This window comes from Streptomyces sp. TE5632 (assembly GCF_054061295.1).
Genome location: NZ_JBSSEA010000003.1, coordinates 3,862,040 through 3,888,545 on the forward strand (window position 1 = coordinate 3,862,040; position 26,506 = coordinate 3,888,545).

28 protein-coding genes and 2 pseudogenes are annotated in these 26,506 nt (G+C 71.8%); 13 read left to right on the top strand and 17 right to left on the bottom strand.

Features of this window, described 5'->3' with window-relative positions:
• Window positions 1-196: 196 nt before the first annotated feature.
• Window positions 197-982 carry a protein phosphatase 2C domain-containing protein gene (locus tag ACVW19_RS22965; protein WP_457461365.1) on the bottom strand — a complete coding sequence of 262 codons (786 nt, stop codon included), beginning with the start codon at window positions 980-982 and terminating at the stop codon, window positions 197-199.
• Between the two features lie 431 nt (window positions 983-1,413).
• Here ACVW19_RS22965 and ACVW19_RS22970 point away from each other — a divergent pair, with 431 nt between their 5' ends.
• Genes ACVW19_RS22970 through ACVW19_RS22990 form a run of 5 tightly spaced genes read left to right on the top strand, consistent with a single transcriptional unit; the run spans window position 1,414 to window position 7,230 of the window.
• Window positions 1,414-4,326 (top strand): nitrate- and nitrite sensing domain-containing protein, encoded by a 2,913-nt coding sequence (locus ACVW19_RS22970; protein WP_457461367.1) that lies wholly within the window; start codon window positions 1,414-1,416, stop codon window positions 4,324-4,326.
• Entirely contained in the window at window positions 4,323-4,877 is a 555-nt protein-coding gene (locus ACVW19_RS22975) for a roadblock/LC7 domain-containing protein (protein ID WP_457461370.1), read from the top strand. Before ACVW19_RS22970 ends, ACVW19_RS22975 begins: the two co-directional genes overlap by 4 nt.
• Window positions 4,867-5,289: a DUF742 domain-containing protein gene (locus ACVW19_RS22980; RefSeq protein ID WP_457461372.1), complete on the top strand. Its 423-nt coding sequence runs from the start codon at window positions 4,867-4,869 to the stop codon at window positions 5,287-5,289. Before ACVW19_RS22975 ends, ACVW19_RS22980 begins: the two co-directional genes overlap by 11 nt.
• Window positions 5,270-5,908, top strand: a complete 639-nt coding sequence (locus ACVW19_RS22985; protein ID WP_457461373.1) for a GTP-binding protein — start codon at window positions 5,270-5,272, stop codon at window positions 5,906-5,908. Before ACVW19_RS22980 ends, ACVW19_RS22985 begins: the two co-directional genes overlap by 20 nt.
• Window positions 5,909-5,964: 56 nt before the next feature.
• On the top strand, window positions 5,965-7,230 hold the full coding sequence (locus ACVW19_RS22990; protein WP_457461375.1) for a styrene monooxygenase/indole monooxygenase family protein: 1,266 nt from the start codon (window positions 5,965-5,967) through the stop codon (window positions 7,228-7,230).
• Here ACVW19_RS22990 and ACVW19_RS22995 read toward each other — a convergent pair.
• The 4 genes from ACVW19_RS22995 to ACVW19_RS23010 form a co-directional block, all read right to left on the bottom strand.
• Window positions 7,191-8,444, bottom strand: a complete 1,254-nt coding sequence (locus tag ACVW19_RS22995) for an NlpC/P60 family protein (RefSeq protein WP_457461377.1) — start codon at window positions 8,442-8,444, stop codon at window positions 7,191-7,193. The two genes, ACVW19_RS22990 and ACVW19_RS22995, sit on opposite strands and share 40 nt — an antisense overlap.
• Window positions 8,445-8,546: 102 nt before the next feature.
• Window positions 8,547-8,873, bottom strand: a complete 327-nt coding sequence (locus ACVW19_RS23000) for a hypothetical protein (protein ID WP_457461378.1) — start codon at window positions 8,871-8,873, stop codon at window positions 8,547-8,549.
• A 52-nt stretch (window positions 8,874-8,925) separates the two neighbouring features.
• Window positions 8,926-9,579: a TetR/AcrR family transcriptional regulator gene (locus ACVW19_RS23005; RefSeq protein WP_457461380.1), complete on the bottom strand. Its 654-nt coding sequence runs from the start codon at window positions 9,577-9,579 to the stop codon at window positions 8,926-8,928.
• A 35-nt stretch (window positions 9,580-9,614) separates the two neighbouring features.
• Window positions 9,615-10,565 carry an AurF N-oxygenase family protein gene (locus tag ACVW19_RS23010; RefSeq protein ID WP_457461382.1) on the bottom strand — a complete coding sequence of 317 codons (951 nt, stop codon included), beginning with the start codon at window positions 10,563-10,565 and terminating at the stop codon, window positions 9,615-9,617.
• Window positions 10,566-10,734: 169 nt separating this feature from the next.
• Here ACVW19_RS23010 and ACVW19_RS23015 point away from each other — a divergent pair, with 169 nt between their 5' ends.
• Window positions 10,735-11,346: a Uma2 family endonuclease gene (locus ACVW19_RS23015; RefSeq protein WP_457461384.1), complete on the top strand. Its 612-nt coding sequence runs from the start codon at window positions 10,735-10,737 to the stop codon at window positions 11,344-11,346.
• Here the strand turns inward: ACVW19_RS23015 and ACVW19_RS23020 are convergent.
• The 5 genes from ACVW19_RS23020 to ACVW19_RS23040 form a co-directional block, all read right to left on the bottom strand.
• Window positions 11,343-11,807 (bottom strand): DUF3291 domain-containing protein, encoded by a 465-nt coding sequence (locus ACVW19_RS23020; RefSeq protein ID WP_457461386.1) that lies wholly within the window; start codon window positions 11,805-11,807, stop codon window positions 11,343-11,345. The genes ACVW19_RS23015 and ACVW19_RS23020 overlap by 4 nt on opposite strands.
• 67 nt (window positions 11,808-11,874) lie before the next feature.
• Window positions 11,875-13,332, bottom strand: a complete 1,458-nt coding sequence (locus tag ACVW19_RS23025) for a penicillin-binding transpeptidase domain-containing protein (RefSeq protein ID WP_457461387.1) — start codon at window positions 13,330-13,332, stop codon at window positions 11,875-11,877.
• Entirely contained in the window at window positions 13,329-14,708 is a 1,380-nt protein-coding gene (locus ACVW19_RS23030) for an FtsW/RodA/SpoVE family cell cycle protein (RefSeq protein WP_457461389.1), read from the bottom strand. The genes ACVW19_RS23025 and ACVW19_RS23030 overlap by 4 nt, the downstream gene beginning before the upstream one ends.
• A gap of 43 nt (window positions 14,709-14,751) precedes the next feature.
• Complete coding sequence (locus tag ACVW19_RS23035; RefSeq protein WP_457461391.1) at window positions 14,752-15,591, bottom strand: SH3 domain-containing protein; 840 nt, start codon at window positions 15,589-15,591, stop codon at window positions 14,752-14,754.
• Window positions 15,592-15,696: 105 nt separating this feature from the next.
• The gene (locus ACVW19_RS23040; RefSeq protein ID WP_457461392.1) at window positions 15,697-16,203 is read right to left on the bottom strand and encodes a protein-tyrosine phosphatase family protein; all 507 of its coding nucleotides are present in this window, start codon (window positions 16,201-16,203) and stop codon (window positions 15,697-15,699) included.
• A gap of 100 nt (window positions 16,204-16,303) precedes the next feature.
• Between ACVW19_RS23040 and ACVW19_RS23045 the strand changes: the two genes are divergently transcribed.
• Entirely contained in the window at window positions 16,304-17,107 is an 804-nt protein-coding gene (locus ACVW19_RS23045; protein WP_457461394.1) for a nuclease-related domain-containing protein, read from the top strand.
• An 87-nt stretch (window positions 17,108-17,194) separates the two neighbouring features.
• Here the strand turns inward: ACVW19_RS23045 and ACVW19_RS23050 are convergent, their stop codons facing one another.
• The 3 genes and pseudogenes from ACVW19_RS23050 to ACVW19_RS23060 all read right to left on the bottom strand — a co-directional run bounded on the left by ACVW19_RS23050 (window position 17,195) and on the right by ACVW19_RS23060 (window position 18,098).
• Window positions 17,195-17,371: a hypothetical protein gene (locus ACVW19_RS23050; protein ID WP_457461396.1), complete on the bottom strand. Its 177-nt coding sequence runs from the start codon at window positions 17,369-17,371 to the stop codon at window positions 17,195-17,197.
• A 44-nt stretch (window positions 17,372-17,415) separates the two neighbouring features.
• Window positions 17,416-17,694: pseudogene (gene ureB, locus ACVW19_RS23055) on the bottom strand (urease subunit beta); the annotation flags it as partial.
• A 101-nt stretch (window positions 17,695-17,795) separates the two neighbouring features.
• Entirely contained in the window at window positions 17,796-18,098 is a 303-nt protein-coding gene (locus ACVW19_RS23060) for an urease subunit gamma (RefSeq protein WP_457461397.1), read from the bottom strand.
• Between the two features lie 327 nt (window positions 18,099-18,425).
• Between ACVW19_RS23060 and ACVW19_RS23065 the strand changes: the two genes are divergently transcribed.
• Window positions 18,426-18,941 (top strand): SigE family RNA polymerase sigma factor, encoded by a 516-nt coding sequence (locus tag ACVW19_RS23065; protein WP_457461399.1) that lies wholly within the window; start codon window positions 18,426-18,428, stop codon window positions 18,939-18,941.
• Entirely contained in the window at window positions 18,931-19,662 is a 732-nt protein-coding gene (locus ACVW19_RS23070) for a hypothetical protein (protein WP_457461401.1), read from the top strand. The genes ACVW19_RS23065 and ACVW19_RS23070 overlap by 11 nt, the downstream gene beginning before the upstream one ends.
• Before the next feature lie 448 nt (window positions 19,663-20,110).
• Here the strand turns inward: ACVW19_RS23070 and ACVW19_RS23075 are convergent, their stop codons facing one another.
• From ACVW19_RS23075 to ACVW19_RS23090, 4 genes are all read right to left on the bottom strand, one after another.
• Window positions 20,111-20,767 (bottom strand): dienelactone hydrolase family protein, encoded by a 657-nt coding sequence (locus ACVW19_RS23075; protein WP_457461402.1) that lies wholly within the window; start codon window positions 20,765-20,767, stop codon window positions 20,111-20,113.
• 72 nt (window positions 20,768-20,839) lie between these two features.
• Window positions 20,840-21,181 carry a DUF6343 family protein gene (locus ACVW19_RS23080; protein ID WP_457461404.1) on the bottom strand — a complete coding sequence of 114 codons (342 nt, stop codon included), beginning with the start codon at window positions 21,179-21,181 and terminating at the stop codon, window positions 20,840-20,842.
• A gap of 12 nt (window positions 21,182-21,193) precedes the next feature.
• On the bottom strand, window positions 21,194-21,619 hold the full coding sequence (locus tag ACVW19_RS23085; RefSeq protein ID WP_457461405.1) for a CBS domain-containing protein: 426 nt from the start codon (window positions 21,617-21,619) through the stop codon (window positions 21,194-21,196).
• Window positions 21,620-21,720: 101 nt separating this feature from the next.
• Window positions 21,721-21,987, bottom strand: a complete 267-nt coding sequence (locus ACVW19_RS23090) for a hypothetical protein (protein WP_457461407.1) — start codon at window positions 21,985-21,987, stop codon at window positions 21,721-21,723.
• Window positions 21,988-22,390: 403 nt separating this feature from the next.
• On the opposite strand from ACVW19_RS23090, the gene ACVW19_RS23095 reads away from it, so the two are divergent.
• From ACVW19_RS23095 to ACVW19_RS23110, 4 genes and pseudogenes are all read left to right on the top strand, one after another.
• A complete protein-coding gene (locus ACVW19_RS23095; protein WP_457461409.1) occupies window positions 22,391-23,071 on the top strand; it encodes an endonuclease in 681 nt (226 codons plus the stop codon).
• Between the two features lie 325 nt (window positions 23,072-23,396).
• Window positions 23,397-24,938, top strand: a complete 1,542-nt coding sequence (locus tag ACVW19_RS23100) for a M28 family metallopeptidase (protein WP_457461411.1) — start codon at window positions 23,397-23,399, stop codon at window positions 24,936-24,938.
• Between the two features lie 301 nt (window positions 24,939-25,239).
• Window positions 25,240-25,722 (top strand): annotated as a pseudogene (locus ACVW19_RS23105) (AfsR/SARP family transcriptional regulator); the annotation flags it as partial.
• Between the two features lie 38 nt (window positions 25,723-25,760).
• Window positions 25,761-26,144 carry a DUF6083 domain-containing protein gene (locus tag ACVW19_RS23110; protein WP_457464742.1) on the top strand — a complete coding sequence of 128 codons (384 nt, stop codon included), beginning with the start codon at window positions 25,761-25,763 and terminating at the stop codon, window positions 26,142-26,144.
• Window positions 26,145-26,506 lie beyond the last annotated feature (362 nt).

A 26,506-nucleotide genomic window follows, 5' to 3' on the forward strand; every position in this document is an offset into this window, starting at 1 on the left:
TCCGAGTAATCCGAGTAATCCGAGTAATCCGAGTAAGCGGAGTAAGCGGAGCAGTCGGAGCAAGCGGGGCGCTGTTCAGGGGAAGCGGGACGCCGTTCGGCGTACCGGAGTGATCGAGCCCGGCGGCGTACGGGGGAATCCGGCGGCGTACGGGTGAACGGGACGGCGACGGGTGAGCGGGGTGGTGTACGGGTGGTCAGAACTCCACGTACACCACCGTCGCGTCGTCGTGCGTCTTGCTCCGGCCCAGCATCACCCGGTCCGTGTCCGCCCGCTCCAGAGCCCGTACGCGATCCACCAGCGCCCGCGGCCCCTCCTTGCGGACGAGGGCGAGACACTCCGTCCAGTCGCCCTCGCGGAACTTCTCCACCCAGCGCGCGGCCCCGTCCGTCAGCGCGGCCAGGGCGTGCACCTCGGCACGCGGAAGGGTGCCGGTGACCGCGCGCGCCGCGACCGACGGATCGGCGGCCGCGGTGAAGAAGCCGCCCTCCTTGTTCCGCACCGTGGCGTCCACCAGTGCGTCCGTGGCCAGAGCCGAGCGGGGCAGCAGGGCCAGCCGGTCGTCCAGCAGCGGGGTGACCACCCCGTCGGGGGACTCGACGAGCAGGACCGAGTCGGACAGCACCAGGTACTCGACGGACTCCGGTGACCAGCGGGCCAGCACCACCGTCGCCTGCGGAGTGCGCGGGTGAGAAAGGTCACAGGTTTCGGCGTGCGCGTCAGCGGTACGCGCAAGGGCCCGGGACAGCAGGTCGACCAGGGGGACATCCGGGAGTGAAACGGTCAGTTCGGCGAGTGCCCCGCCGAGCCGTGCGGTGAACCAGGGGACGGAGTGCCGGCAGCCCGCCCCGTCCCGCGGCGGCGTGACGCCGTCCAGCACGACCAGTGAACCGCCCTGTCCGGAGGCCGGAAGTCCGACACTGGCGAAGTCCTCGTTGGGGTGGTCCGCATCGCCGGGCTCCGAGGCGAGTTCAGTACGCATTCTTCTAGTCTGCACGAGGCCTCCACGAGGACCGCCGGAGGCCGGACGGGTTCGCCGATTTCCCAGGACCGTGCAGGTCAGGAGCCGAGTTTGGGTGGGAATGCCGTGCTCCGGGCGCGCGTGGCGGCGAATACTGCCATTGGCCGCCGCAGACGTCCAACCGGCCCGCCGCGCACGGCCGCCGCGTGGCGTGGCGGGACTTGCCCCTCAACTCGCCTCCGATGTTCACTCCTTCGAGTGGCGGGTCAGGTGATGCGTATCCAGCGCCCAGAGGCGCTGGGAGGGTCGGGAGGCGCTGGGGGCGTCTCACGGGCCCAGCGCGGTCGACAGTCCGGGCAGGACGCAGGTGCCTGTCACGAGCAGGGCGTAGACGCCTGTTGACGGATCGTCACCCGGACCCACGGGTACACGAGTCAGGAATGCGAGCACCGGTGCAGAAGACGCGGCCTCGTCGCACAGGCAAGCAGACGGCCCCCACGGGGGACGCCGACCAGAAGCCCACCGTCGGCAAGGGCCGCCCCACCCATGTGCGCAATCGGCTCATCGTGGCCGTCGCGGTGGTGGCCGCCGCGATCGCGGGCGCCGGAACACCGTCCGTGCTGGCGGCCTCCGGGCAACTGAACGACTCCCAGAACCTGGTGACCCTCGCCGAGCGGACCCAGGACTCCCTGACGCTCGCGCACTCCCTCGCCGACGAACGGGACGAGGTCACGTCCTACATCGCGGCCGGCCGCCCCAAGTCCAAGGCACCCGCCGAACAGGACAGCGCCCGCGTCGACCGGCAGGTCGAGGAGCTGCGCGCCGACACCGGCACCCCCCAAGCGATGCGCGACGACCTCGACGCCATCGCGGCCGTGCGCAGGGCGGCGCTCACCGGCAAGAGCAGCGCGCTCGAGGCGCACCAGGCGTACTCCACCGCCATCACCCAGCTGCACCGGCTCGCCGAGCAGCTCGCGGAGCGGACCCCGCCCCGTGCGGGCTCCGGAGCCCACGCGCTCGCCGAACTGGACTCCGCCGTCCAGCAGGCAGCCGCCACCCGCGGGCTGCTGCTCGCCGCACTCAACGTGCCGAGCACCACCCAGACCGTCATCGACCCGATCACCGGTCTGCCCACCACGTCCACCGCCTCCTCGGACGCCGACACCGAGCGGCGCGACGAGCTGACCACCGCGGCCCTCCAGGCCCGCCTGCGCTCCGACGCCGCCCTCGCCGACTTCCGTGACACGGCGCCCAGGGCGGCCCGCGCGTCCTACGACTCCACGGTGACCGGACCCGAGGTCGACTCCGCCGAGAAGTACCTCGCGAGCCTCACCGACCAGCCGTCCCTCTCCGACGACGAACTCGCCACCGACGCCAAGAAGCTGGAGGCCGCGCTCACCGCCCGCGTCGAGACGATGCGCGGAGTGGAGTCCGCCCTCTTCGAGAAGCGCACCAAGGACCTCGCCCAGCTGCGCGACGACGACGTCACCGCGCTGGAGATCCACGTCGCCGTCCTCGGCGCCCTCATGCTGCTCGCGGTCGGCGTCGCCACCGCCATGGCCCGCACCCTCACCCGCCCGCTGTCCGTGCTGCGCCGCGGTTCGGCCCGCCTCGCCGGGGCCGAGGACCCGAGCGTCGAAGAGCCGGTCACCTTCACCGGACGCAACGACGAGTTCGCCCAGGTCGTCCGCTCCGTCAACGCCCTGCACGCGCACGCCGCGCAGCTCACCACGCGGATCGCCACCCTCGAGGCCGACCGCAAGCACCTCGTCGCGCAGCGGCAGCTGATGGCCGACGCCCGCGAGGAGCTGCGCACCGAGCTCACCGAGTCCGCCGCCCGTCTGGAGCAGCTGCGCACCAGCATCGGCGGCACCTTCGTCAGCCTGGCGCTGCGCACCCTCGGCCTGGTCGAACGGCAACTCGGTGTCATCGAGGGCCTGGAGGAGCGCGAGGACGACCCGGACCGCCTGGCCACCCTGTTCAAGCTCGACCACTTCGCCACGGTGATGCGCCGGCACAGCGAGAACCTCCTCGTCCTCGCCGGCACCGAACACGTCCAGCACGCGGCGGGTCCGGTGCCGCTCGTCGACGTCGTACGGGCCGCGGTCAGCGAGATCGAGCGGTACGAGCGGGTCAGGATCGCCTCGCTGCCGCCGCACGCGCACATCGCCGGGTTCGCCGCCGACGACCTCAGCCATCTGCTGGCCGAACTCCTGGAGAACGCCACCTCGTTCTGCCCGCCCGACCTGCCCGTCGAGGTCTCCGGCTGGCTGATGGAGAGCGGCGAGGTCATGCTCTCCGTGCAGGACGAGGGCATCGGCATGGCCGGGGACCGGCTGGAGCGGCTCAACGCCCGCCTGTCCGACTTCGACCCGGAGGCGCCCTACGAGCACGAGGGCGAGGACGGCCTCGGACTCGGCCTGTACGTCGTGGCCCGGCTCGCCCAGCGGCACGGGGCGAGGGTGCGGCTGAGGGAGCAGAAGCAGGGCGGCGTCGCCGCGGTCGTGGTCCTTCCCACGAGCCTGCTGGCCGCCAAGCCCGCCCCGCCCACCGCCGTACCCGCCTCCGGTTCCGGCACCGCCGGCGCACAGCGCGTCTCCCTGCCGGGCGCGGACGCCGAGGCCAACGCCAACGTCCTGCACGGCCGCACGGAGAGCGACGACCCGCTGGTCGCCCTGGCGGAACAGGCGGTGGAGCAGCAGCGACCCGCCACGGAGGCACCGGCCACGGAGCCCCCCGCCGAGCAGGAGCCCACGGGCGACGCGCCGAAGGAGCCCGCGGAGAACGCCCCTGCCGAGGCCGCCGCCGAGCCCCTCGCCGGAGCAGGCGACAGCGGCAGCGACGACAGCGACGGCGACGGTGGCCCCGAGGCTGCGGACGGGACGCATCAGCGGCCCGCCGAGACCACCATGGAGCTGCTGATCCCGTCGCCCTCGCCCGCGCCCGACGCGACCGCGGCGGCGGACACGAAGGCCCCGGGTGCCCAGCCGGACACCAGGCCCGAGCCTCCGGCCGCACCGCCGGCCCGGTCCGTGCCCGCTCCCGCCTCCGCTCCCGACGCCGAGCACACGCGCGTGCCCGACGGCCCGGAGGCGGAGGAGGAGGAACCGGTCACCGCCAAGGGCCTGCCCAAACGCACACCGAAGATCGCCGCGCGCGCCGAGGCCCCCAGGCAGCGCACCGGTTCGGTGGACGCCGACGCCCTGCGGCGCCGCCTCGGCGGCTTCCGCCAGGGGGCGGAGGCCGGACGCCGGGACGTCGAAGTGGAGATCGCCGAGGAGACGGGACCGCACCGACCGCCGTCCACCGCGGCCGCACCATCCGAAGAAGTCACGGGGGGCACCGTCGAGGAGGCAAGCAGTTGACCGCGCCCAGTACCTTCGGACTGAGCAGTGAGGCCCGCAACCTGCACTGGCTGCTGACCAACCTCGTCGAGGAGGTGCCCGGCATCCTCTCGGTCGCCGTGGTCTCCTCCGACGGGCTGCTGCTGCTCTCCTCCGACCCCGACCTCGTGCACGCCCGGACGAACCAGGGCGAGGCCGCCGCCGGGGCACCCGAGGCGCGAGCCGGGAAACGCGCCGGCCCGCGAGGCTCCGCCGCCGATCTGGCCACCATCGTCTCCGGCATCGGCAGCCTGACCATCGGTGCCGCCAAGCTGATGGACTACGGCCAGGTCAAACACACCATGGTGGCGATGGACGAGGGCAGTCTGTTCGTGATGTCGATCAGCGACGGCTCGCTGCTCGGTGTGCACGGTTCCGCGGAGTGCGACATGAGCGTGGTGGCGTACCACATGGCCCTGTTCGTGGGCCGGGCCGGCCATGTCCTGACCCCCGAGCTCCGCAGCGAACTGCGCAAGTCCCTGGAGAACAAGACCCTGGAAACGAGTCCACCGGGAGCCCCTGTTGAGCGGTAAAACCAGGAAGAACCTCCCGATCCGCGGCGGGGACCGCAAACCCGCCCGGGTTCGCCCTTATTCGCTCACCGGCGGCCGTACCCGCTTCGGCCATGTGCTCCTCGTCGAGACGTTCGTGGCGGCCACCGCCGAACTGGAGGCCGCCGAGCAGCGCAAGGAGCTGACGAAGGGCTCGCTGAAGTCGACGATCATGCCGGAGATGCGGGCCATCGTCGAACTGTGCCGCCGGATGCGCACGGTGGCCGAGATCGCCGCGCTGCTGAGGATGCCGCTCGGCGTGGTCCGGGTGCTCCTGAGCGACCTCGCGGACCAGGGAAAGATCCGTGTCTACGGAACGGGAACCGGCCACGGCACGGGCCGCCCGGACCGCGTGTTGCTGGAAAGGGTGCTGAGTGGACTCCGCCGTCTCTGACGCAGTTCAAGGCGTCTCCCCGCTCGTCGAGGACGACGAGCAGTTGCTGCCCTGGCAGACGGACCGTACCCGCGCCCCGATCGCCACGAAGATAGTGGTGGCCGGCGGCTTCGGAGTCGGCAAGACCACACTGGTCACCACCGTCTCGGAGATCAAGCCTCTGGAGACCGAGGCGCTGATGACCGAGGCGAGCGCCGAGACCGACGACCTCACCGCCACGCCGGACAAGCTGACCACCACCGTGGCCATGGACTTCGGCCGCATCACGCTCGACGACGACCTGGTGCTCTACGTCTTCGGCACGCCGGGGCAGCAGCGGTTCTGGTTCATGTGGGACGACCTGGTGCGCGGTGCGATCGGCGCGGTCGTCATGGCCGACACCCGCCGGCTCAAGGACTGCTTCCCGGCGCTCGACTACTTCGAGAGCTGCGGGCTGCCGTACATCGTCGCGGTCAACCACTTCGACGAGACCGAGATGTTCGAGCCGGACGATGTGCGGGAGGCGCTCACCATCCCGGACCGCATACCTGTCATGATCATGGACGCCCGGCGCCGGATCTCGGTCATCGAGACCCTCCTGTCCCTGGTGGGTCACGCGCTCGAGGAAACCCCGGAGTAGCCCGGAAGCCCCCGCTCGGCTGCCGGAAGCCCCCGTCCCCTAGGAGAACCCCCCGCATGCGGAAAATACTCGTCGTCGGAGCCGGTCAGTCCGGTCTCCAGCTCGCCCTCGGCCTTCAGTCGCACGGGTACGAGGTCACCCTGATGTCCAACCGGACCGCGGACGAGATCCGCACCGGACGGGTGATGTCGACGCAGTGCATGTTCCACACGGCCCTGCAGCACGAGCGTGATCTCCAGCTGAACTTCTGGGAGTCCCAGGCCCCGAAGATCCAGGGGCTCGGTGTCTCGGTCGCGGCCCCCGGCTCGCACGACCCGGGCCCGACGCAGCGCGCGATCAACTGGCTGGGCCTGCTCGACGGGTTCGCGCAGTCGGTCGACCAGCGGGTGAAGATGGCGGGCTGGATGGACACGTTCGCGCAGCGCGGCGGCCAGCTGGTCATCCACGGCGCGGCCGTCGGCGACCTGGACTACTTCTCCCGCACCTACGACCTCGTGCTCGTCGCCGCGGGCAAGGGCGAACTCGTGCAGATGTTCGGCCGCGACGCCTCGCGCTCCCCGTACGCCGAGCCGCAGCGGGCGCTCGCGGTGGCCTACGTCCACGGGATGGACCCGCGTCCGGAGCACCCGGACACCGAGGCGGTCCGCTGCAACATCGTCCCCGGCGTCGGCGAGATGTTCATCATGCCGACGCTCACCACGTCGGGCCGTGCCGACATCCTGTTCTGGGAGGGCATACCCGGCGGCCCGCTGGACGCCTTCAAGGACGTCAAGGACCCGGCGGAGCACCTCTCCCTGACCCTGGAACTCATGGAGAAGTTCCTCCCCTGGGAGCACGCGCGGACCAGCAAGGTCGAACTGACCGACGCCGGCGGCACCCTCGCCGGCCGTTACGCCCCGACCGTCCGCAACCCCGTCGGCCGGCTGCCCGGCGGCGGCCTGGTCCTCGGCGTCGCCGACGTGGTCGTGGCCAACGACCCGATCACCGGCCAGGGCTCCAACTCGGCCTCCAAGTGCGCCGCCTCCTACCTCGCCTCGATCATCGAGCACGGTGAGCAGCCGTTCGACGAGGCGTGGATGCGGCAGACCTTCGACCGCTACTGGGACACGGCCCAGTACGTCACCAAGTGGACCAACGCCATGCTGGCCCCGCCGCCCGCGCACGTCCTCGAGGTGCTCGGCGCCGCGGGCAGCCTCCAGCCCGTCGCCGACCGGTTCGTCAACTGCTTCGACGACCCGGCCGACCTCGAGAACTTCTTCTACGACCCGGAGAAGGCCGGGGCCTACCTGGCGGAGGTCTCGGGAGCGGCGGGCGGCGCGTAGGCGCGCGCGTAGCCCTGGTCGGGTCCCTCCGTCGCCCCCTCGGGGAGCTCCGGCGGCACATAGTGCCGCAGGGGCTCCCCGGCCGGGTCGGGGCGTACGGCGCCCAGGACCGGGTTGGCCGCGATCGGGGAGACCTTGACCCGCGCGCCGGGCCGGGGTGCCTGCACCACCATGCCGTCACCCAGGTAGAGGGCGACATGCGTGGCCTCGGGGAAGTACACGACGAGGTCACCCGGCCGCAGTTCGTCCAGCGCGACCCGCTCCAGCCGCGCCCACTGCTCCTGGCTGGTCCGGGGGACGGACGTTCCGGCGGCGCCCCACGCCTCGGACGTCAGCCCCGAACAGTCGTACGCCCCGGGGCCTTCCGCGCCCCACTCGTACGGCTTCCCGATCTGCTGCACCGCGTACCGCACGGCCCGGTCGCCCGCCGCGGAGGGGGTGCGCCCGCCGCCGGGAGCACCGGACACGCCGGGTGCGCCCAGGGCGCCGGAGGCCAGGAACTCCGCCTGGTCCCGGGCCACTTCGGCCCGTTCCCGCTCGGCGAGGGCGGCCAGCTCCTCGGGGCTGAGCGAGGCGAGCAGTTCCTCGACCTCGTCGAGCCGCTCGCGCACCGCGTCCCGCTCCTTCCCGCGCCGTTCGGTGAGGGCGAACCGGTCGGCGAGCGCCCTGCGGGCCCGCCGGGCGAGCTCGTCGGCCCGCTTCTCGCTGCCGGTCAGCCGGCCCACCGTGTCCGCCCGGTTGCGCGCCAGCCGCCCGATCACATGCCCCTGGTCGAGCGCGCGCTGCGGATCGCGCGCCAGCAGCAGCCGTACGTACGGGGAGATCCCGGTGCTGTTCTGGTACTGGTGCCGGGCCAGCCGTCCGGCCGCGCCCCGGCTGTCGTGCAGGGAGAGCCGGGCGCGGGCGAGGGCGCTCTCCAGCCGCCGGGTCTCGGCGCGCTGCTCCGTCAGCCGCTCCTCGGTGGCCTCGTAGGCCGCGGTGGCGTTCCCCACCGCGCGGTACAGCCGCTGAAGGTCCGTCAGCAGCTCGGCGACGGAGCGCTCGCGGGGTCCGGCCGGCGGTTCGAGAGCACCGTCGTCGTTCCCGGAGGCCCCGGGGAGCCGCACCGCGGTGCTCTCCAGCGGCTTTGGGGCGGCCGTCGCGGGCACCGGCGCGAGAACGGTCCCGGCCGCGACCGCCGCCGTGCACACCAGACGCAGAAGCATTCCTGACACGCCATCACCTCCGACGCGGGCGGCTCCTCCGCTCCGCATCGCGAGCATCCGGCGGCCTGGCCGGGCCCGCTCGCCGGGTGTGCGCGGTTCGGCGCAACGGCGTCACCCGTCGGCGTCGTCCGGCTTGCCACCCGGCGTGGCGTCTGGATCGGCGGCGGGCTTCCGGGTGCGCCCCGACCACGGCCACCTCGGCCGGCCGGTCGCCGCCCCGCTCGGGTCGTACAGGTACTTCCACCCCCGCGTCAGCCCGATCCGCCCGCCCTGCTCCCGGGGCACCCGCCGGTAGATCAGCACGGTGGCCGGGCCGCCGTCCGGGGCCGGGACGGGAATGCGGTACGTCTTGGGCGGGTGCCCGGTGATGCCCAGCAGCACGGGCAGGACGCGCCCGTCCATGGGCCCGCCCTCGAAGGGGGTGTCCTGACTCTTCACGCCTCCAGTGTCGGCCATGCCGCCCGCAGGCCGTCCGGTCGGCGGCGGTACGTCAGCCGTCCGCCAGCAGGGCCCGGACGAGTGCCTCGGTCTGCGCGTCGCGCCGCGCGGTCACCTCCAGGGCGGCCAGGAACTGCTCCACCAGCCAGTCCCGCAGCTCGTCGACCGGCGGGAGCCTGTCCTCGTCGAGCCAGATCAGCGAGGCCGCCTCCACGGCGGTGATCCACATCCGGATGGTCATCCGCAGCCCGGGGCCCGGCTCGGTGACTCCGAGATGGCTGAGGATGTGCTCGGCGGCGGCCCGGCGCACACCGTCGACGACGGCGGTCGTCCGGGAGGTCTCCACGACGCTCCCGCCCTGCAGCAGCGCGCTGAACCCGGGGCCGTGCCCGTCGACGAAGGCGAGATAACGGTCGAGGGCCCTGGCCAGCCGGGGCAGCGGCGGACCCTCGCGCGGCTCGTCGAAGCAGTGCCGCAGCTCGTCGGCGGCGGACCTGAGCGCCGCCTCGTACAACTGCTGCTTGCCGCCCGGGAAGTACCGGTACACCAGGGGGCGCGACACCCCGGCAGCCTCCGCCACGTCGTCCAGCGACACCTCGTCGGGCGCGCGGTGGGCGAAGAGGGACAGCGCGGCGTCGATCAGCTGACTGCGCCGCTCCTCGACGCCGAGGCGCCGATAGGCGGGGGTGGGAGCCTGCGGGGTCATGCCCCGCAGCGTAACCAACCGCTTCCGGCGACTGCCTATGCCAACAGTCCGGACGACTTCCACAACCGCCGTCCGACCCCGCGCAGCACGCCGATGTCGTCCAGGAACTCCGTCAGCCGCTTCGACCCCTGCCGCATCACGTCCCGCCGGTGCCCGCTCGCTGCGACCTGGGCGACGGCCTCGCGCTCGTCCAGCCCGACGTTCGGGTACACCTCGGGGTTCACGAACGCCACCGAGAAGACGCGGGCGAACTCGCCGGAGGCGATCCGGGTGAACTCCTGCGACCACTTCGGCGCGGTCACCATCTGGCGCCGCAGCTCCTCACGGGCGTAGCGGACGTGCCGGGCCTCCTCGACGACGTGGATGCGCGTGACGCCCCGGATCAGCGGCTGGACGCGCTCGTCCGGGAAGGTCAGCCGCTGCATCCAGTCCAGGACCTCCTCGCCGAGCAGGGTCGCCGTGAAGGAGCCGGGCGTGGTGGAGATCGTCTTGAACAGCCGCCCCAGCTGCTGATGGGTCCGGCTCACCGGGTACCACGGGGTGCCGCCACGCGTGATCACCCGGGCGAACATCCTGGAGTGCCGGCACTCGTCCTCGATCTCGGTGAGCGCGTACCGCACATGCGCGCTCGTGGCGGCCTTGTCGTAGACGTGCCGCACCAGCAGCTGCATCAGGATCAGCTCGAACCAGATGCCGAGCGAGGCGAGCGCCGCGGCCTCGTGCCGGGAGAGCGCGATGCGCTGCTCCTCGCTCATCCGCTTCCACAGCGGGGTGCCGTACAGGGACACCAGCTCCGGCGGCCAGAACCACTTGCCCTCCTCGAACGGAGCGTCCCAGTCCAGCTCCTCGTCCGGGTCGAAGGAGTGCCTGGCGGAGGCGTCGAGCAGCCGCTGGGCCACCTGTTCCCGGTCCTTGAGCGGGCCGAGCGCGTCGCGCAGCCCGTCGAGCGCATCGGCTTCCGTCAGGGTCCGGTTCTGGCTCGTCATGGCGGCTCCACCTCGAGGGCGTATCGGGTTACCGACGGTTCACCCCACTTATGAGACTGCTTGTCAGCAAGCCCGTCAATCCCTCGGGCGGCACTTGTCGACGGACGACCCACCTGACGCCCCGGGTACGCTGACGCGGCCGGGCAGACCCCAGTACATGGGAGCGAGCATGCGCACAGCGCGCGACTACGGGCTGGACGGCGACCACGAGTGGCCTCGTCCGCCAGAGGGCGGCTGGACCGCGGACGACCTCGACGAGCTTCCCAACCTGCCGCGGCGCACGGAACTGATCGACGGGAGTCTTGTCTTCGCGAGCCCGCAGACACGTTTCCGTGCGCGCACGGTCAGCCTGCCGGAACGCGCCCTCGTCGAGCAGGCGCCGGACGCATGCGAGGTCTACCGCAATTCCACGGTGACACTCGACAAGCGGAAGCGTCCGGAACCCGACGTGATGGTGGCGCGCGCCGATGCCGACACCGGGCCGAAGCGAACCAGGCTCCTGCCAGGGGACGTCACCCCGGCCGCCGAGGTCGTGTCCGACGACTCGGAGGACCGGGACCGCGAGACCAAGCCCCGCAATTACGCCGCCGCGGGTGTCAGGCACTTCTGGCGCGTCGAGGAGAACGACGGGCTTCCCGCGGTCTACGTCTACGAGCTGGACCCGGCGACCAAGGCGTACGTGCCCGTGGGCATCTTCCACAACCGCCTCAAGGTCACGGTCCCCTTCCCCATCGACTTCCCCATCGACATCGACCTCACCGCTGTCGACCGCCGCCGCTAGACCGAGCCGTCCGGGAACGACGTCCGGAGGGTGAACGCGTAGGGGGTCGGGCCGTGGGTGCGCAGGTGCAGCAGCCGCGCCTCCGCCTCCGCGACCGTGGGGCGGTGGCCCTTCGGGACCCACCACAGGGCCGTCATCGCCTCCCGCACCCGCTCGAACCACTCTGCGCGCCGGCCCAGCATCTCCCGGTGCCGCCCTTGGTACACGTACGCGGTCAGGGCGTCGGTGTCCCGCCACACCGACATGTTGACGATCAGCCACGCGTCGCCGAGGACCGGTATGTCCGTCGCGTTCCCCTCCTCGCTCTGCAGGCGCCAGACGAAGCCGTCGGCGGCCTCGGCGTCCCCGTTCACCGGGTCGAGGTTGTCGACGAAGTCCTTCAGCTGCGGCGAGTCCAGCGGGGCCTTGAGGCGGGCGATGTTCACCTGGGCGAGTTCGTGGGTGGTGCCGGCTCCGGTCATGAACCGGACGGTAAGCCGGGAACGGGACGCCTCGGTAGCCCCCGTCTCACCAAGTGGTCCTCTCCGCCTACGAGTTCAGTACCGCTTCCATCACCGCCCGCGCGATCGGCGCCGCTGTTCCGCCGCCGCTGATCTCCCGGCGGTTCGCCGCCGCGTCCTCCACCACCACCGCCACCGCGACCTTCGCCTCCGCGTCCCCGTCGCCCTGTGCCCAGGACACGAACCACGCGTACGGCGTACCGGAGTTGCCGATGCCGTGCTGGGCGGTGCCGGTCTTGCCGCCGACCACGGCACCCCGGATGGCGGCGTTGGTGCCGGTGCCCCCCTCCACCACCCCCCGCATCAGCTCCCGCATCCGCAGCGCCGTCGACGGGTACATGGCGCGCCGCGTCGGACGCGAGCCGGCCGTCGACACGGTGCCGCCGCCCGCCCGGGTCGTCCGCTCCACCAGATACGGCTCCCGCACCTGCCCGTTGTTGGCGACGGCCGCCGCGACCATCGCCATCTGCAGCGGGGTGGCCCGCGTGTTGTACTGCCCGATCGACGACAGCGCGACCTGCGCCCGGTCCATCGTGGTGTCGAAGGTGCTGCGCGCCACCGGGAACGGCACCCGCAGCCCGCCGTCGTTGAAGCCGAAGCCCTCGGCCGTGGTCGTCAGGTCCGCCAGGCCCGTGGCCACGCCCAGCTTGGCGAACACGGTGTTGCAGGACCAGGTGAACGCTTCCCGCACCGAGGCGTCCGCACAGCCCCGGGACCCGTTCGTCAGCCGTGTCGTCGTCCCCGGCAGGAGGTACGGGTCGGGGGAGTCGGTCGGCGCGTCGAGGTCGGTGACCGCGCCCGAGTCCAGCGCCGCCGCCGCGGTGACCACCTTGAACGTCGACCCCGGCGGATACGTCTGCCGCACCGCCCGGTTCAGCATCGGCCTGTCCGGATCGGCGTTCAGCCGCTCCCAGGCGCCGCGCGCCGCCGCCCCGTTCCCGGACAGCAGCTCCGGGTCGTACGACGGGACGGACACCAGCGCCAGGATCCGTCCGGTCGACGGTTCCACCGCCGCCACCGCGCCCTTGCGCGAGCGCAGCCCCTCGTACGCGGCCCGCTGCGCGGCCGGGTCGATCGTCGTGACGACGTTTCCGCCCGCGTTGCGCGAGCGCGTGAAGTCGTTCCACAGCGGCAACGGCTGGAGCACCGGGTCGGTGCCGGACAGCAGCCCGTCCTCCGTGTCCTCCAGCAGGGTCGTCCCGTACTCCTGCGAGGCGTACCCGGTCACCGGCGCGTACAACGGTCCGGCGTCATAGGTCCGTTCGTAGCGCAGATGCTCCCCGGTGTCCCGCGAACCGGTGACCGGGCGGCCGTCGACCAGGATGTCGCCGCGCGGCTGGCGGTAGCGGGCGATGGCGTCACGGCGGTTGGCCGGGTTGTCGTCGTAGGCGTCGGCCCGCAGCACCTGCACACGCGTGGCGTTCAGCAGCAGGGCGAGCAGCAGCAGCGCGCAGAAGGCGGCGGCGTGCCGGATGTACCGCGTCACGACCCGGCGCCTCCGTTCCCCGGACGGCACCCGTCCCCCTGGCGCCGTGCCGAATCGCTCAGTCGGGCCAGCAGCGCCACGATCGCCCAGTTGGTGACCACCGACGAACCGCCCTGCGCCAGGAACGGCATCGCCATCCCGGTCAGCGGGATCAGCCCGGTCACCCCGCCCGCGATGACGAACACCTGGAGTGCCACGATCGCGGCGAGCCCCACGGCGAGCAGCCGGCCGAACGGGTCGCACAGCACGAGCCCCGCGCGGTAGCCGCGCTCCACCAGCAGCCCGTACAGCAGGAAGATCGCGCAGAGCCCGGCCAGCCCCAGTTCCTCGCCCGCCGTGGCCAGGATGAAGTCGGACTTGACCGCGAAGCCGATGAGTACGGAGTTCCCGAGCCCCAGTCCGGTACCGAGCAGCCCGCCCTCCGCGAAGGCGAACAGGGACTGCGCCAGCTGGTTCGGGCCCTCGCCCGCCTCGATCGAGGCGAACGGATGCAGCCAGGTCTCGATCCTGCTGTGCACATGCGGCTCCAGCCGGCCCACGGCCACCGCGCCCAGCGAGGCCAGGAGCAGGCCGACGGCGAGCCAGCCGGTGCGGCCGGTGGCGACGTACAGCAGGACGACGAACAGGCCGAAGAACAGCAGTGACGTGCCGAGATCCCGCTCCAGTACCAGCACGCCCACGCTCACCAGCCACACCGCGACGATCGGTCCGAGCACCCGGCCGGTGGGCAGTTGGAGACCCCAGACCCTGCGGCCGGCGTAGGTGAGCGCGGCCCGGTTCTGCGCCAGGTACGCGGCGAAGAACACCGCGAGCAGCACCTTCGCGAACTCGCCCGGCTGGATGGAGAACCCGGCGACCCGGATCCAGATACGGGCCCCGTTCACCGCCGGGAAGAGGATCGGCGCCGTGAGCAGGACGAGCGCCAAGGCGGCACAGGCGCGGGTGAAGCGTTGGAGCAGCCGGTGGTCGCGCAGCAGCAGGACGACCGCGATGAACAGCGCCGCTCCCAGCGTCGACCACACCAGTTGGGTCGGGGCGGCCCGGTCGCCGGGTGTCTCCAGGTCGAGCCGGTAGATCAGCACCAGACCGAGCCCGTTGAGCAGGACGGCGATGGGCAGCAGCAGCGGGTCGGCCCAGGGGGCCCGGAAGCGCACCGCGAGATGCGCGACCAGGGCGAGCACGCCGAGCCCGGCGCCGTAACCGGCGGCGCCGGGCGGGACGGAGCCGTTCCTGGCGAGTCCGACGGCGCAGTAGCCGAACACCGACAACAGGACGGCCAGGACGATGAGGGCGAGTTCGATGCCACGGCGCCGGGGGAGGGGAGCGGCGGGCGTGGTCGGATCAGCCGTCGCCAGGGAGATTCCGGCCTTGCTCATGTGCGGAACCTACCCATATGAGGCGGTTTACATGGTGTGCCCGTCAGCACCAGCGTGGCGCGGGCCCGATGGTGTCGATGTGGCGGGCGGGGCCCCAGGCCCAGGTGCCGTCGGTGAGGAGGTACCAGAGCGGGTTGCCCTGCACGGAGTCCCCGCCGACCTTGCAGTAGATCGAGACGACATCGCCCTTGCGGACGTAGCGGATGACGCGTGAGCCGCGGTGCGGCGAGCTGCGCAGGGCCAGCGAGTCCGCTGTGACGACGCCCTTGAACTTGCCCTGGTTGCCGTGGTTGCCGCCGGCCTGGTTGCCACCGCCCTGCTGGTTGTTGTTGCCGCCGCCTTGCTGGTTGCCGTAGCCGTGGCCCTGCTGGTTGTTGCCGTTGCCGTTGCCGCCGCCCTGCTGGTTGTTGCCGTTTCCGTGGCCGTTGCCGCCGGCCTGGTTGCCTCCGTTGTTGTTGCCGCCGCCCTGCTGGTTGTTGCCGTGGCCGTTCCCGTTGCCACCGCCCTGCTGGTTGTTGTTCCCGTTGCCGCCGCCTTGCTGGTTGCCGTAGCCGCCACCCTGCTGGTTGTTGCCGTTGCCGTTCCCGTTGCCGCCACCCTGCTGGTTGCCGTTGCCGTTGCCGCCGCCCTGCTGGTTGCCTCCGTTCCCGTTCCCGTTCCCGTTCCCGCCGCCCTGCTGGTTGTTGCCGTTGCCGTTGTTGTTGTGGCCGTTGCCGCCCTGCTGGCTCCAGCTCGCTTGGTCGCCGTCGTCCCCTCTGTCGCTCGCGACGGCGGGGGTGACGGCGGTCGCGAGGGCGAGGGCACCGACGGCCAGGGATATGGGTAGCCGGCGGATGAGGGGAGAACGCGACGAGCGCGACGAACGCGGGGAGTGCGAGGACATGCAGTACCTCCATATGGGGGTGAAAGAGTCGAAGGTGACTAATCGCCACACTAGGAGCAGCCCTGCACACCCGCCTGCCTTGGTGCGCCATCGGGGACGGTGCTGCTACTCGGCCAGTTCCTCCAGCAGCCGGACTGTTGTCAGCCCCGCTCGCAGGTAGTCGGCGAACAGCTCGTTGTGCAGGGCCCAGCCCGAACGGCGGGCCCGGATCAGCCGGATGGCCGCATCGGCGGAGCTGCCCCGGCGCATCAGCGCGTGCGCGACGACCAGGCCGGAGCGGTTGTACCCGTGGTAGCAGCGCACGAGGACCTTGCGGCCGTCGTCCAGCGCCTCGCAGGCCGCCTCGGCGAGCCGCATGACCCCCAGAAGCTGCGTTCCGTCGAGCGGTCCGTCCGGGATGGGCCACACATGGTGCTCGACCCCGGGACCGGGCCCGTGCCCCGGCAGCCGCAGCAGCGTCTGCACAAGATCGAACTCCTGTCGGACCACCGCGAGCTCCAGCTGCCCGGACCGGCCCCTGAACTCGTGCCCACCCATCCACAGGCCGGGCGCGATCTCGTTCCACGGACTGTCCGGCGCCGGTACATCGGGTTGGTTCCTGCGGGTATGCAACGGTGCCTCCCCCACATCACCGTTCACGTCATCTCAAAGGTATCCGGGTTCTTGCCCCGGGAGCACCTGCCTGTTCCCATGGAAGACGGGGTGATGGTGCATGAACGGTCTGCGCGTCATACCGGCCTGGCGGCACGGCCAGGAGCGGCTGTACGTCTGTCTCCCGGACGGCAGGAACCTCGCCTGGTACGACCGTGAGTCGGCCAGGGTCAACGTGCTCGGCGAGGACCACGAGGCGGATGTGCTCGAAGCGCTCGGCCCCTTCCTCACCGGCCCGGTCTCGGTCGGCCCGCCCCCCGTCCCCACCCCCGCCGAGCTGGCCCGACTCTCCCTGCACCCCGACGACGATCTCGCGCCGAACCGCCCGGGTGAGGCCCTGCTGATCGCCCTCGACCGCGACCCCGGCCCGGCCCACCGCTTCCGCGCCGACCCGCGCCGGCAGGCGCTCACGGCGGAGCGGGCGGTGGGGGAGGCCCTGGACCGCATGGACGGCCTGGGCGTACGCACCCTGCACTCGGTGCCGCTCCCCGGCGGCGACCGTGTCCACCACCTGCTCATCGGCCCCGGCGGGCTGTACGCCGTCCACGCCCTGTACGCCCACAAGCAGCGGGTGACGGTCGACGACCCCCGGGTGGCCCTCGGCCGCCGCGAGCCGCGCCCTCTGCTGCGCCGCCTCCGCGCCGACGCCGACCGGGTCTCGTACGCCCTGACCGCGGAGGTCCGTCCGGTGCTGGTCCTGGTCGGCGCGTCCCACATGACGGTGGCGACTCCGCCGCGCGAGGTGCGCGTCCTGACGGACGGCGACGTGGAGAGCCTGGGCCGTCTGGGGGGAGTGCTGAAACCGGCCGACGTGGAGGCCCTGCACGCGATGGCACGGGACCGGAACACGTGGGCCCGGCTGTGAACGGGACGGGCGGAGCCGGCCGAACGGGCTGACCTGCCCGTATTCCCCGTACCAGGCATGTCGTGGCGCGCCTGCCGCGGGAATCCGTCAGCCGCGAGCCGGTGCGGAGACCGGTCGGGGAGCACGGGACAGCCCCTCGACGCCGTCCTCACCGGCGAGGACGCCGGTGAGGAGATCGTCGAGGGCGGCGTCGAGCCGACGGCGCAGTGTCGCCGAGTCCGGGGCGAGTGAGCCGACCAGGAGGCCGGGCCCGGCCAGCGGCATGACCGTGCCGTCACCGGTGCCGCCACCGCCAAAGCGGTGGCCCGTGGGACGACGCGCCGACCGGCCAGCGGGACGAGTTCGGCCTCCACGGTGGCGCCCGGGGCGAACCGCACCATCGCGCCCGCCAGGATGTTCAGACGCTTGCCCCAGGCCAGATCCCGGTCGAACCGCAGGGCAGGGTTCGCCTCGGCCAAGTGGTAGTGCGAGCCGACGCTGACCGGCCGGTCGGCGGTGTTGTCCACCCGCACCGTGACCACGGGCCGCCCCGCGTTGATGGTGACCGGTTCGTCGGCGTAGACGATCTGTCCCGGCGAGCCTTCCAGCTCGCCCGAGTCGGCGCCGGGCTGGACGATCCCCGTACGCCCGCTCTTCCCGAACGCGGGTACGAGTTCCTCTCCCGATCCGGGGCCGCGCCGAGGGCTGGTCACTGGATCGGCTCCTGCACCGCGATCAGCTTCGTGCCGTCCGGGAAGGCCGCCTCCACCTGCACCTGAGTGAGCATCTCCGGTACGCCGTCCATCACGTCCCCCCGGCGCAGCGGACCCCGGCCGGCGTTCCGCAGATCGGCCTTGGTGCGGCCATTGCGAGCGCCTTCGAGGAGAAACGAGGCGATGAACGCGGTCGCCTCGGGGAGATTCAGCCTCAGGCCGCGCTCCTTGCGCTCCAGGGCGAGCTTGGCCGCCGTGCAGATCATCAGGCGTTCCCGCTCCGGCAGACTCAGCAGCATCACCACCTCCAGGCGTCTCGCACCGGACCCCGGGTACCGGATGCGGGCCGCGGCACCCTCAAATGACCACAAGGAGATAAATCCTCTCGATCACCGCGCGGCGGTGACCCGACGGCATCTCGACCGGGTGAGCACGGAGGCGCCGACGGCGGAGACAAGGGGGACGGGGCCGGCGCACGGGCGGCCGTACGGCGGTCGATGGATCCTCGGACCCGTGTTCGGCGTCTTCCCTGAGGGCTGTGCTTCCATATGCGTGATCTGCGGGATCTGTGCACATGACAGGGACAGCCGGGTCGCAAGGGACATTCAAGGACACCGGCGGAGGGCATGACCGAGGACGAGTTCGACGCTTTCTACGCGGCCGCGTTCCCCCGTCTGACCGGGCAGCTCTTCGCCTTCACCGGGGATCTGGGCGAGGCCCAGGACGTGGTCCAGGAGGCGTTCGTACGGGCCTGGGACCGGCGCCACAAGCTCCAGGCCGACGGGGCACCCGAGGCGTGGACCCGCACCGTCGCCATGCGTCTGGCGGTCAGCCGCTGGAGACGGGCGAAGCGTTGGCTGGAGCTGGTGCGCCATTCCGCGCCGCCGGAGTCGACCCCCGGCCCCGGCCCCGAACGCACCGCGCTGGTGGCCGCGTTGCGCCGACTGCCGGAAACCCAGCGCATGGCCGTCGTCCTCCACCATCTGTGCGACCTCACGGTCGAGCAGGTAGCCTCCGAGACCGGCGCGCCCGTGGGGACGGTCAAGGCCCGGCTGTTCCGGGGGCGGGCGGCACTGGCCAAGGAGCTGGCGGTGGACGAGGCCGAGGAGCCGGCCTGGAGGGAGGGCGGCCGTGTCGGATGAACTCGCCACCGCGTTGCGCGAGTTGGCGGCGGACCACGAAGCGCCGCCGCCCGTGACGGCGGTCGAGGTGCGCACCCGGGCGCGGCGCCGCTCCCGCCGTCGCCGGACCACGGTCGCATGCGGCATGGTGGCCACGGCGGCCTGTGTGCTGACGACGATCGGACTCACCGTGCACACCGAGGAGCCCGGCCACAACCGTCACCTCCCGGCCGCCTCGTCCGGCGCCCGGGCCTCCGGTACCCCGACGACCGCCGGCACGTCGGCGCCCGACGGGGCACCCACACGCTCGGCCTCCGCCACGGACGGCTTCCTCGACCTGGGCCGCCGTACGCTCACGATCGGTGGCCACGTCATGCGTGTCGACTCGCACGCCGTCGCCGCGCTGCCTCCCGGCCACCGACTGACCGTGCGCGCCAAGCACAAGGCCATGACGCTGCCGGGCGATCCGAGGGCCGAGAACCGCCGTGGCACCGAGGTCCCGTACGTGGTGGAGTTGCGTACCGGCAACCGGATGTCCGTCTACGCGGGTGCCCTGGCCGGCGGCACCAAGCCCCTGGGTGCCCTCGGCGTGAGGACCGGCTGGCTGGGCCTGAGCGTCAAGGACGCGCGGTGGTTCTACGCCCGCGTCCGGCAGGGCGAACTCATCGAGATCACGTCCACGCCCGTCCCGGAACCGGGAGCACCGGCTCCACCGACCCGGTCGGCGGCCCGCGCCGGCTGAACGGCCGCCGTCCGGGCGGCCCGCCACGTGCCGGAGTCCGGAACGGGCCGGCTCCCCGTGCCTGGCCCCGTCTGTGTTCCTGCCTGTGTTCCTGTCCCTGAACCGTTCCGGGTTCGGTGGAGACTCGATCATTCGAGAGGATCGAGTCATGGCACGTTCTTTCCTTCTACCCGCCTGAGCTGCGCCCTCGTTGTCCTGACGCATCGTCAGTCGCGTTGCCGTGCACGGCAACGACTGGTGGCGGCGCGTGCTGTGGGCCCTACAGCAGGTGGTCGGCCTTGCCTGCCTCGATGTCGGTGACGAGGGCGCGCAGGGCTTCGAGGGAGTCGGTGAGGTAGTGCTCCTCCTGGCCGGCAACGGCTGTGTTGCCGTCGCCGTTGCCGTCGCCGTCGCCGTCGGCGCCGAGGCGCCGGAGCCGGCTCCAAGACGAACGGCGGTTCGGGGCCGCTCAGCCGGCCGCGGCCCTCAGCCGTTCGTCGCACCACCGGCGGGCGGCCTCGGCGACCTGTTCCAGTGCGCCGGGCTCCTCGAACAGATGGGTGGCACCCGGCACGACCCGCAGGGTGTGCGGACCGCTCAGCCTGCGGGCCGCCTCCTCGTTGAGCCGTATCACCTGGTCGTCCCGTCCGCCGACGATCAGCAGGACCGGCATGCGTACGGCCTCCAGGGCGTCGCCCGCCAGGTCCGGCCGTCCGCCGCGCGACACCACGGTCAGCACCCGGGCGGGCCGCTCGGCGGCGGCGACCAGGGCCGCGCCCGCACCGGTGCTGGCGCCGAACAGGGCGACGGGCAGGTCCCGGGTCTCGGACCGGGCCTCGAGCCAGTCGATCGCGGCCACCAGGCGGCGGGCCAGCAGGGCGATGTCGAAGCGATGCTCGCCGGTCACCGTGTCGCGCCGCTCCTCCTCCTCGGTGAGCAGGTCGATCAGCAGGGTGCCGAGCCCCGCGGTACGCAGTTCGGCGGCGACCGCACGGTTGCGCGGGCTGTGCCGGGAGCTGCCGCTGCCGTGCGCGAACAGCACGACCGCCCGCGCGGGCGTCGGCACGTCGAGGTCGCCCGTCAGCTCGATGTCGCCGACGGGCACCGTGCACACTCGGGAGATCATCGGCCTCACCCTTTTCCTCGCTGCCCCGCTGCTTTTCCCGCTGCCTCGCTGCCCCGCTGTCCGGTTACCCCGCTACCTTGAGGCACCGGCTTCCCGCTCGCGCCGCAGCCGACGGATCACGACCCACAGATCGACCACCGCCGACAGGGCGAGTACACCGCAGACGACCGTGATCACGACCAGCTCGCCGCGGCCGGGGCTGTCGCCGGGCCCGGATTCCGCCGCCCAGAGGCCGAAGAACACGGCCGCCGCGGTGAAGAGCGGCAGGAAGGCGCCCGCCAGCAGCAGCCGCAGCCGGAGCGGACTGCGGGCGGTGACCGGTTCGGTGCCCGTCCGCGGCCAACGCCGGCCGATCGACCCGGAGCGCGCCCTCGGCGCCTCCCGAGTGGTCACGTCGGGGTCTTCGTCGCGCACGATGTGCCTCCGTCAACGGCTGGGGGAGGCCCTGCTGACGTCCACCAGGGCCGAGTGCGGGTCGCCGGCGGTGGCGAGGTCGCCGAGACTGACGATGCCGACCGGGCAGCCACCGTGCTCCACCACCGGCAGGCGGCGCACGGCGTACCGCCGCATCAGCTCGACCGCGTGATCGGTGGTGTCGTCCGGCGCCAGGGTCACCACCGGCGGGCGGGTGCACACCGAGCCGACGGACGTGACCGCGGGGTCGAGGCCCTCGGCGAGGGCCCGGATCACGATGTCCCGGTCGGTGAGCATGCCGAACAGGTCACAGTCGTACGTCACCAGAACGTCGCCGATGTCCTGCTCCCGCATCAGCCGGGCGGCTCGCGCCACCGTGGTCATGGGCTCGACGGCGGCAGTGCCGGGCGACATCACGTCACGTATCCGCGTGGTCATGGGAACCTCCGGGTCTGCGTCGGCGGTGCGTCGCACCGCCCGCGTAGCCCGCACCGGCGGCGGTAAACCGTTCGGGAGGGACGCGGTGCCGGCGCTGGAACTCACCCCGTCCGTCGTGAGCGCCGGTTCGAGCGTCGACGCAGGGTGAAGAGGCAGGCGAGCATGCCGAGGCCCCAGGCGATCAGGAGGGCGCCCCACAGCGGCATGGTCACCATCGGAATGAGAAGCCGGATCTCGACACTCGCGCGGTTCTCGAAGATGAAGATCAGAGCGATCGCGGTGATCAGGGCGAACGGTGCGAGGCGACGGACGCCGGGGCGGGAAAAGAACGGCGTGTGCGCCTTGTGGCCTGTACTGGTCCGAGCCATGGGGTGTCTCTCCATCACGTTGCCCCTGCATCCAGGGTCCTCTTTCAGCAGGTGACACGCCACCGAACGATCCGCGAAGCCGTGCGATCCCTTCAGAGCGGCGAACGGGACGCCGCGGGCGTTGGGGCGGACGGCGTCCTTCAGCTGCCGGGCCGTGGTGGTGCGGCCCTGGCACGGTCCAGGAACGGGACCGGGCCGTCAGGTCCGACGACGGGCGGGCGGCCGGGCGGCGTCGTACGGACGTCCTGTGACGCTCACCGGAACAGACCCGCGACCCGGCGGGAACTCATCGGACGAAGAGGGGAACTCGAACAAAGTGGGTGACGCCTCCCATGGGGAAACCGGTGAGCCGACGCACAGGTGAACCGGTGAACCGCTGAACCGTCGAACGGGTGACCAGGCGATGACTACGAAGACCACCGGGAAGGCCGGTAAGAAGACGACCGGCGCGACGGACGAAGCCGTGGCGCGCGCACTGCTCGACCGACAGCGGCGCACCTGTGCGGCGCAGGCGGGCATCCGGCTGCGCAACACCCCGGCACCGCTGTACCAGACGCTCGTGCTCGCGACTCTCCTCAGCGCTCCCATCAGGTCCGACACCGCGGTGGCAGCGGCCAGGGCGCTGTTCGACGCCGGAATGCGCACCCCGCGGGCGATGGCGGACGCGTCCTGGCAGCAGCGCGTCGACGCACTCGGCGAGGGCGGCTACCGGCGGTACGACGAGCGGACCTCCACGATGCTGGGCAAGGGGGCCGAACTGCTGCTGGAGCGCCACGGCGGCGATCTGCGCCGACTGCGCGAGGAGCCCGACCCGAAGAAGGCCCTGATGGACATCCCCGGGATCGGGCCCACCGGGGCCGACATCTTCCTGCGTGATGTGCAGGGCGTGTGGCCGGAGTACGCGCCGTACATCGACCGCAAGGCCCTGGACGGCGCCCGGCGGCTCGGGCTGCCGGCCTCACCCGACAGGCTGAGCAGCCTCGTTTCCGCCCGCGAGATGCCCCGGCTGGCGGACGGCCTGGTCCACGCGGCACTCGACGAACCGCTGGCGGACGAGGTGCTCACCGCCGCCGGGGCAACCTGACAGACCTCTTTGCAGGGCACAGGGCACGGCAACCGGGTGACACATCGCCACGGGGCGAACGCCGCCTGACGCGGCACCGTCCTGCTCCGGTGACTTCCAGTCAACTCCATTGGGTCAACGGCCGATCGGTACACACTGGTGACGGCGACGCCGAAGATTCCCGTCGACCCATTACCAAGCGTTTGGTGAGCAGATACCTTTCTCCTTGCCGGTGGCAGGGGCAGAGCGATCCAGCCATCCCTGCCTGCCCGGAGTACCGCTGCACATCGTTCGGCCTGTTTTCGGTTTTACGCCCATTCCCCATGGACCGCCGGAAGGAAGCGCTTTGAACGCTCGGAACCGCCGCACCACGGTAGTCGCCGTATCCGTCGCAGGGCTCATAACGCCGCTGCTGCTGATCGGATCGGGCACCGCCTCCGCCCACAGCGACCCTGCCAAGGAGGCTGCCAAGCTCGCGAAGAAGCTCGTCAAGAAGAGCGACGCCAAGGATGCCTACGAGCATCTGAGACAGTTCCAGCGGATCGCCGACAAGAACGGGAACACCCGGGTGGCCGGGTCGGAGGGGCACCGGAAGTCCGCCGAGTACGTCGAAGGCCTGCTGCGGAAGGCCGGGTACTCGGTGACCCGGAACGCGTTCGACTTCCCGTTCACCGAGACGCTGGCGCAGAGCCTGCGGGTGGTGTCGCCGCAGCAGCAGGACGTCCCGGTGACCGCCATGACGTACTCCGCCAGCAGTCCGGTCGGCGGCATCACCGCCCCGGTCGCGGCGGTGCCGGTCGACGACACCACCGGCTGCGAGCCGGGGGACTACGCCCCCGAGACGTTCACCGGCAAGATCGCGCTGATCAAGCGCGGCGGCTGCACCTTCGCGGAGAAGCAGGAGGCCGCCGCCGGTGCGGGCGCGGTCGGCGCGATCATCTACAACAACACCGAGGGCGCGCTCAACGGCACCCTGGGAGACCCGGCCGTCGCCAAGATCCCGGCAGGCGGCGTCACACAGGCGGACGGCGAGGCGCTCGCGGCCAAGGCCGCCGCCGGCGCGGTGACCGTCAACCTGGAGATCCGCACCTTCTCGGAGACCCGGCGCACCTACAACGTGATCGCCGAGACCAAGGGCGGCTCCGCCGACAACGTGGTGATGTTCGGCGCCCACCTGGACTCGGTGGCGGACGGCCCGGGCATCAACGACAACGGCTCCGGCTCCGCCGGCATCCTCGACGTGGCCCTGAACCTCGCCCACGAGAAGACCAAGAACAAGGTGCGCTTCGCCTGGTGGTCGGCTGAGGAGTTCGGCCTGCTGGGCTCGGAGGCGTACGTCGACGGCCTCTCGGCGGCGGACCGTGCGAAGGTCAAGCTGTATCTGAACTTCGACATGATCGCCTCGCCGAACCACGCCCAGTTCGTCTACGACGGCGACGACTCCGACCAGGTCGGTGCCGGCCCCGGCCCGGAGGGCTCGGCGCAGCTGGAGCGGCAGATCACCGACTACCTGGACAGCCGGCGCATCCCGCACGAGGGCACCGACTTCACCGGCCGGTCGGACTACGGGCCGTTCATCGAGGTGGGCATCCCCTCGGGCGGCACCTTCACCGGCGCCGAGGGCATCAAGACGGCCGAGCAGGCGAAGGCGTACGGCGGCAAGGCCGGTGTCGCGTACGACGCCTGCTACCACGCCGCCTGCGACAACCTGAAGAACATCAACATGAAGGCGTTCGACGTCAACATCGACGTCATCGCCAACGCGGCGGGCCAGTACGCCTGGGACACCAGCCTGCTGAGCAAGCCGGTGGCGCCGCGGAACACCAAGGGTTCGGCGGGCAGCGGCGGCGGCCTGCACGAGGGCCACGACCACGAGGTCACCGAGTAACTCCCGGCACACAGGGGAGGACCGGACAACAGCCCGGCCCTCCCCTCCTGTTGTTGCCGAGGTCCCTTGCGGAGGGAGAAAAATGTTCGCAGGAGACGGCCGAGATCGTGTCTCGTGAGACCATACGCCCGAGAATGTGGTACGGGGGAGCGCGGGGGGCGCGGTGACTGCTGGCACTGGTGGGGACTTACGTTTCGCGATCCTGGGGCCGCTCGAGGTCAGAGCCGGCGACACCCGGATCCGACTGGGCGGGCCCATCGCCTCCAGGGTGCTCACCACCCTGCTGCTCGATTCGGGCCGTATGGTCCCGGTGTCCCGCCTGGTCGAGGCCGCGTGGGACGAGGAACCGCCGGCCACGGCCGCACACCAGGTGCGCAAGGCGGTGGCCGAGCTGCGCCAGCGCATACCGGGCGGCGCCGCCCTGCTCGTCACCGACGGGCCGGGCTACCGCGCGGACGTCAGCCGGGAACAGCTCGACCTCAGCAGGTTCTCCGACCGGTTGCGCGAGGCACGGGACGCCCTGGAGGCGGGCCGGCGCGCCGACGCGGCGGACCGGCTGCGGGCCGCGCTGGCCCTGTGGCGCGGCCCCGTCATGCCGGGTGGCGGGGGATCGGTGATCGCCGCGGCCTCGGTCGTCCTCCAGGAACGCCGACTGGCCGCCGTCGAGCAGCTGATGGAGCTGCGTCTCGCGCTCGGCGAGAGCCGGGAACTCGTCGGCGACCTGCGGGAGCTCGTCGCCGAGCATCCGATGGCGGAGACCTTCCGCGGACAGCTGATGCTCGCGCCCTACGCCTGGGCCGACGGGCTGGCGACTCTCACGGTATGGGGCTTTCAGAAGAGAAGCTGCGGCGGCTGGGTGGTGGGCGGTCGCGCTGCCCGTACTGCGGGCTGCTGCAGGATCGTGTGGCGACACTTGAGCAGGAATGGGTGCTGCTGGAGCCGGACACGCGCCCGCCGGCCCATACGGTGCCGGCGGGGCATCGGTGGATCGAGCTGTCCGATGGGCGAGTGGCGGTCTACGGGGTGTGTCCGCCGGATCAGTTCCAGCGGTGCCGTATCGAGCACCGTCTCGCCTGCCCGGCACAACCTCTGCCGGATCTGTGGCCGTGGTTGACGAGCTTACGAGGGGAGAACGCACGGCGAGTGGAGCGCCGGGACGACCCGGAACCGCCTCCGCCTCCTGAGGAGTGGCCGGACGCCGGCTGACGGGCACTTCGAAAACCTCAGGGCTGACCAGGGAAGATGCCCCAAGATCCTGTCCACGAACAGTCCACAGGTCCCGACATACGGCTGCTTCGGGCGGCACACGCCTGCACATACGCGAAGACCCCGGCCTCAGCGTTTCCGCTGGTGACGGGGTCTTGGGCACACTTGCACAGGGTGCCCCCGGCAGGATTCGAACCTGCGCACACGGCTCCGGAGCACGTTCAGATTTTGGCCTGGAAGCGTGGTCCGATCAGGCAGTTCCTTGATCCAGAGAGGCATGTGGAGCCTCTGTGTATCGCAGATGGTGCGAAGCCGGCGTTGCCTCTGGGTCCTGCACCCGTTGGTCGTCTGCGGCCAGACAG

Bases quoted from the DNA above. Each gene is read 5' to 3' on its own strand.
- ACVW19_RS23050 (WP_457461396.1), bottom strand. From the start codon at position 17,371: ATGCCGCTGGCCGGGCCCGGCCTCCTGGTCGGCTCACTCGCCCCGGAC.
- ACVW19_RS23090 (WP_457461407.1), bottom strand. From the start codon at position 21,987: ATGGCTCGGACCAGTACAGGCCACAAGGCGCACACGCCGTTCTTTTCC.
- ACVW19_RS23045 (WP_457461394.1), top strand. From the start codon at position 16,304: ATGAACGGTCTGCGCGTCATACCGGCCTGGCGGCACGGCCAGGAGCGG.
- ACVW19_RS23075 (WP_457461402.1), bottom strand. From the start codon at position 20,767: ATGATCTCCCGAGTGTGCACGGTGCCCGTCGGCGACATCGAGCTGACG.
- ACVW19_RS22990 (WP_457461375.1), top strand. From the start codon at position 5,965: ATGCGGAAAATACTCGTCGTCGGAGCCGGTCAGTCCGGTCTCCAGCTC.
- ACVW19_RS23060 (WP_457461397.1), bottom strand. From the start codon at position 18,098: ATGCTGCTGAGTCTGCCGGAGCGGGAACGCCTGATGATCTGCACGGCG.
- ACVW19_RS23030 (WP_457461389.1), bottom strand. From the start codon at position 14,708: ATGAGCAAGGCCGGAATCTCCCTGGCGACGGCTGATCCGACCACGCCC.
- ACVW19_RS23020 (WP_457461386.1), bottom strand. From the start codon at position 11,807: ATGACCGGAGCCGGCACCACCCACGAACTCGCCCAGGTGAACATCGCC.
- ACVW19_RS23085 (WP_457461405.1), bottom strand. From the start codon at position 21,619: ATGACCACGCGGATACGTGACGTGATGTCGCCCGGCACTGCCGCCGTC.
- ACVW19_RS23065 (WP_457461399.1), top strand. From the start codon at position 18,426: ATGACCGAGGACGAGTTCGACGCTTTCTACGCGGCCGCGTTCCCCCGT.
- ACVW19_RS23005 (WP_457461380.1), bottom strand. From the start codon at position 9,579: ATGACCCCGCAGGCTCCCACCCCCGCCTATCGGCGCCTCGGCGTCGAG.
- ACVW19_RS23010 (WP_457461382.1), bottom strand. From the start codon at position 10,565: ATGACGAGCCAGAACCGGACCCTGACGGAAGCCGATGCGCTCGACGGG.
- ACVW19_RS23015 (WP_457461384.1), top strand. From the start codon at position 10,735: ATGCGCACAGCGCGCGACTACGGGCTGGACGGCGACCACGAGTGGCCT.
- ACVW19_RS22965 (WP_457461365.1), bottom strand. From the start codon at position 982: ATGCGTACTGAACTCGCCTCGGAGCCCGGCGATGCGGACCACCCCAAC.
- ACVW19_RS23035 (WP_457461391.1), bottom strand. From the start codon at position 15,591: ATGTCCTCGCACTCCCCGCGTTCGTCGCGCTCGTCGCGTTCTCCCCTC.
- ACVW19_RS23095 (WP_457461409.1), top strand. From the start codon at position 22,391: ATGACTACGAAGACCACCGGGAAGGCCGGTAAGAAGACGACCGGCGCG.
- ACVW19_RS23110 (WP_457464742.1), top strand. From the start codon at position 25,761: ATGGGGCTTTCAGAAGAGAAGCTGCGGCGGCTGGGTGGTGGGCGGTCG.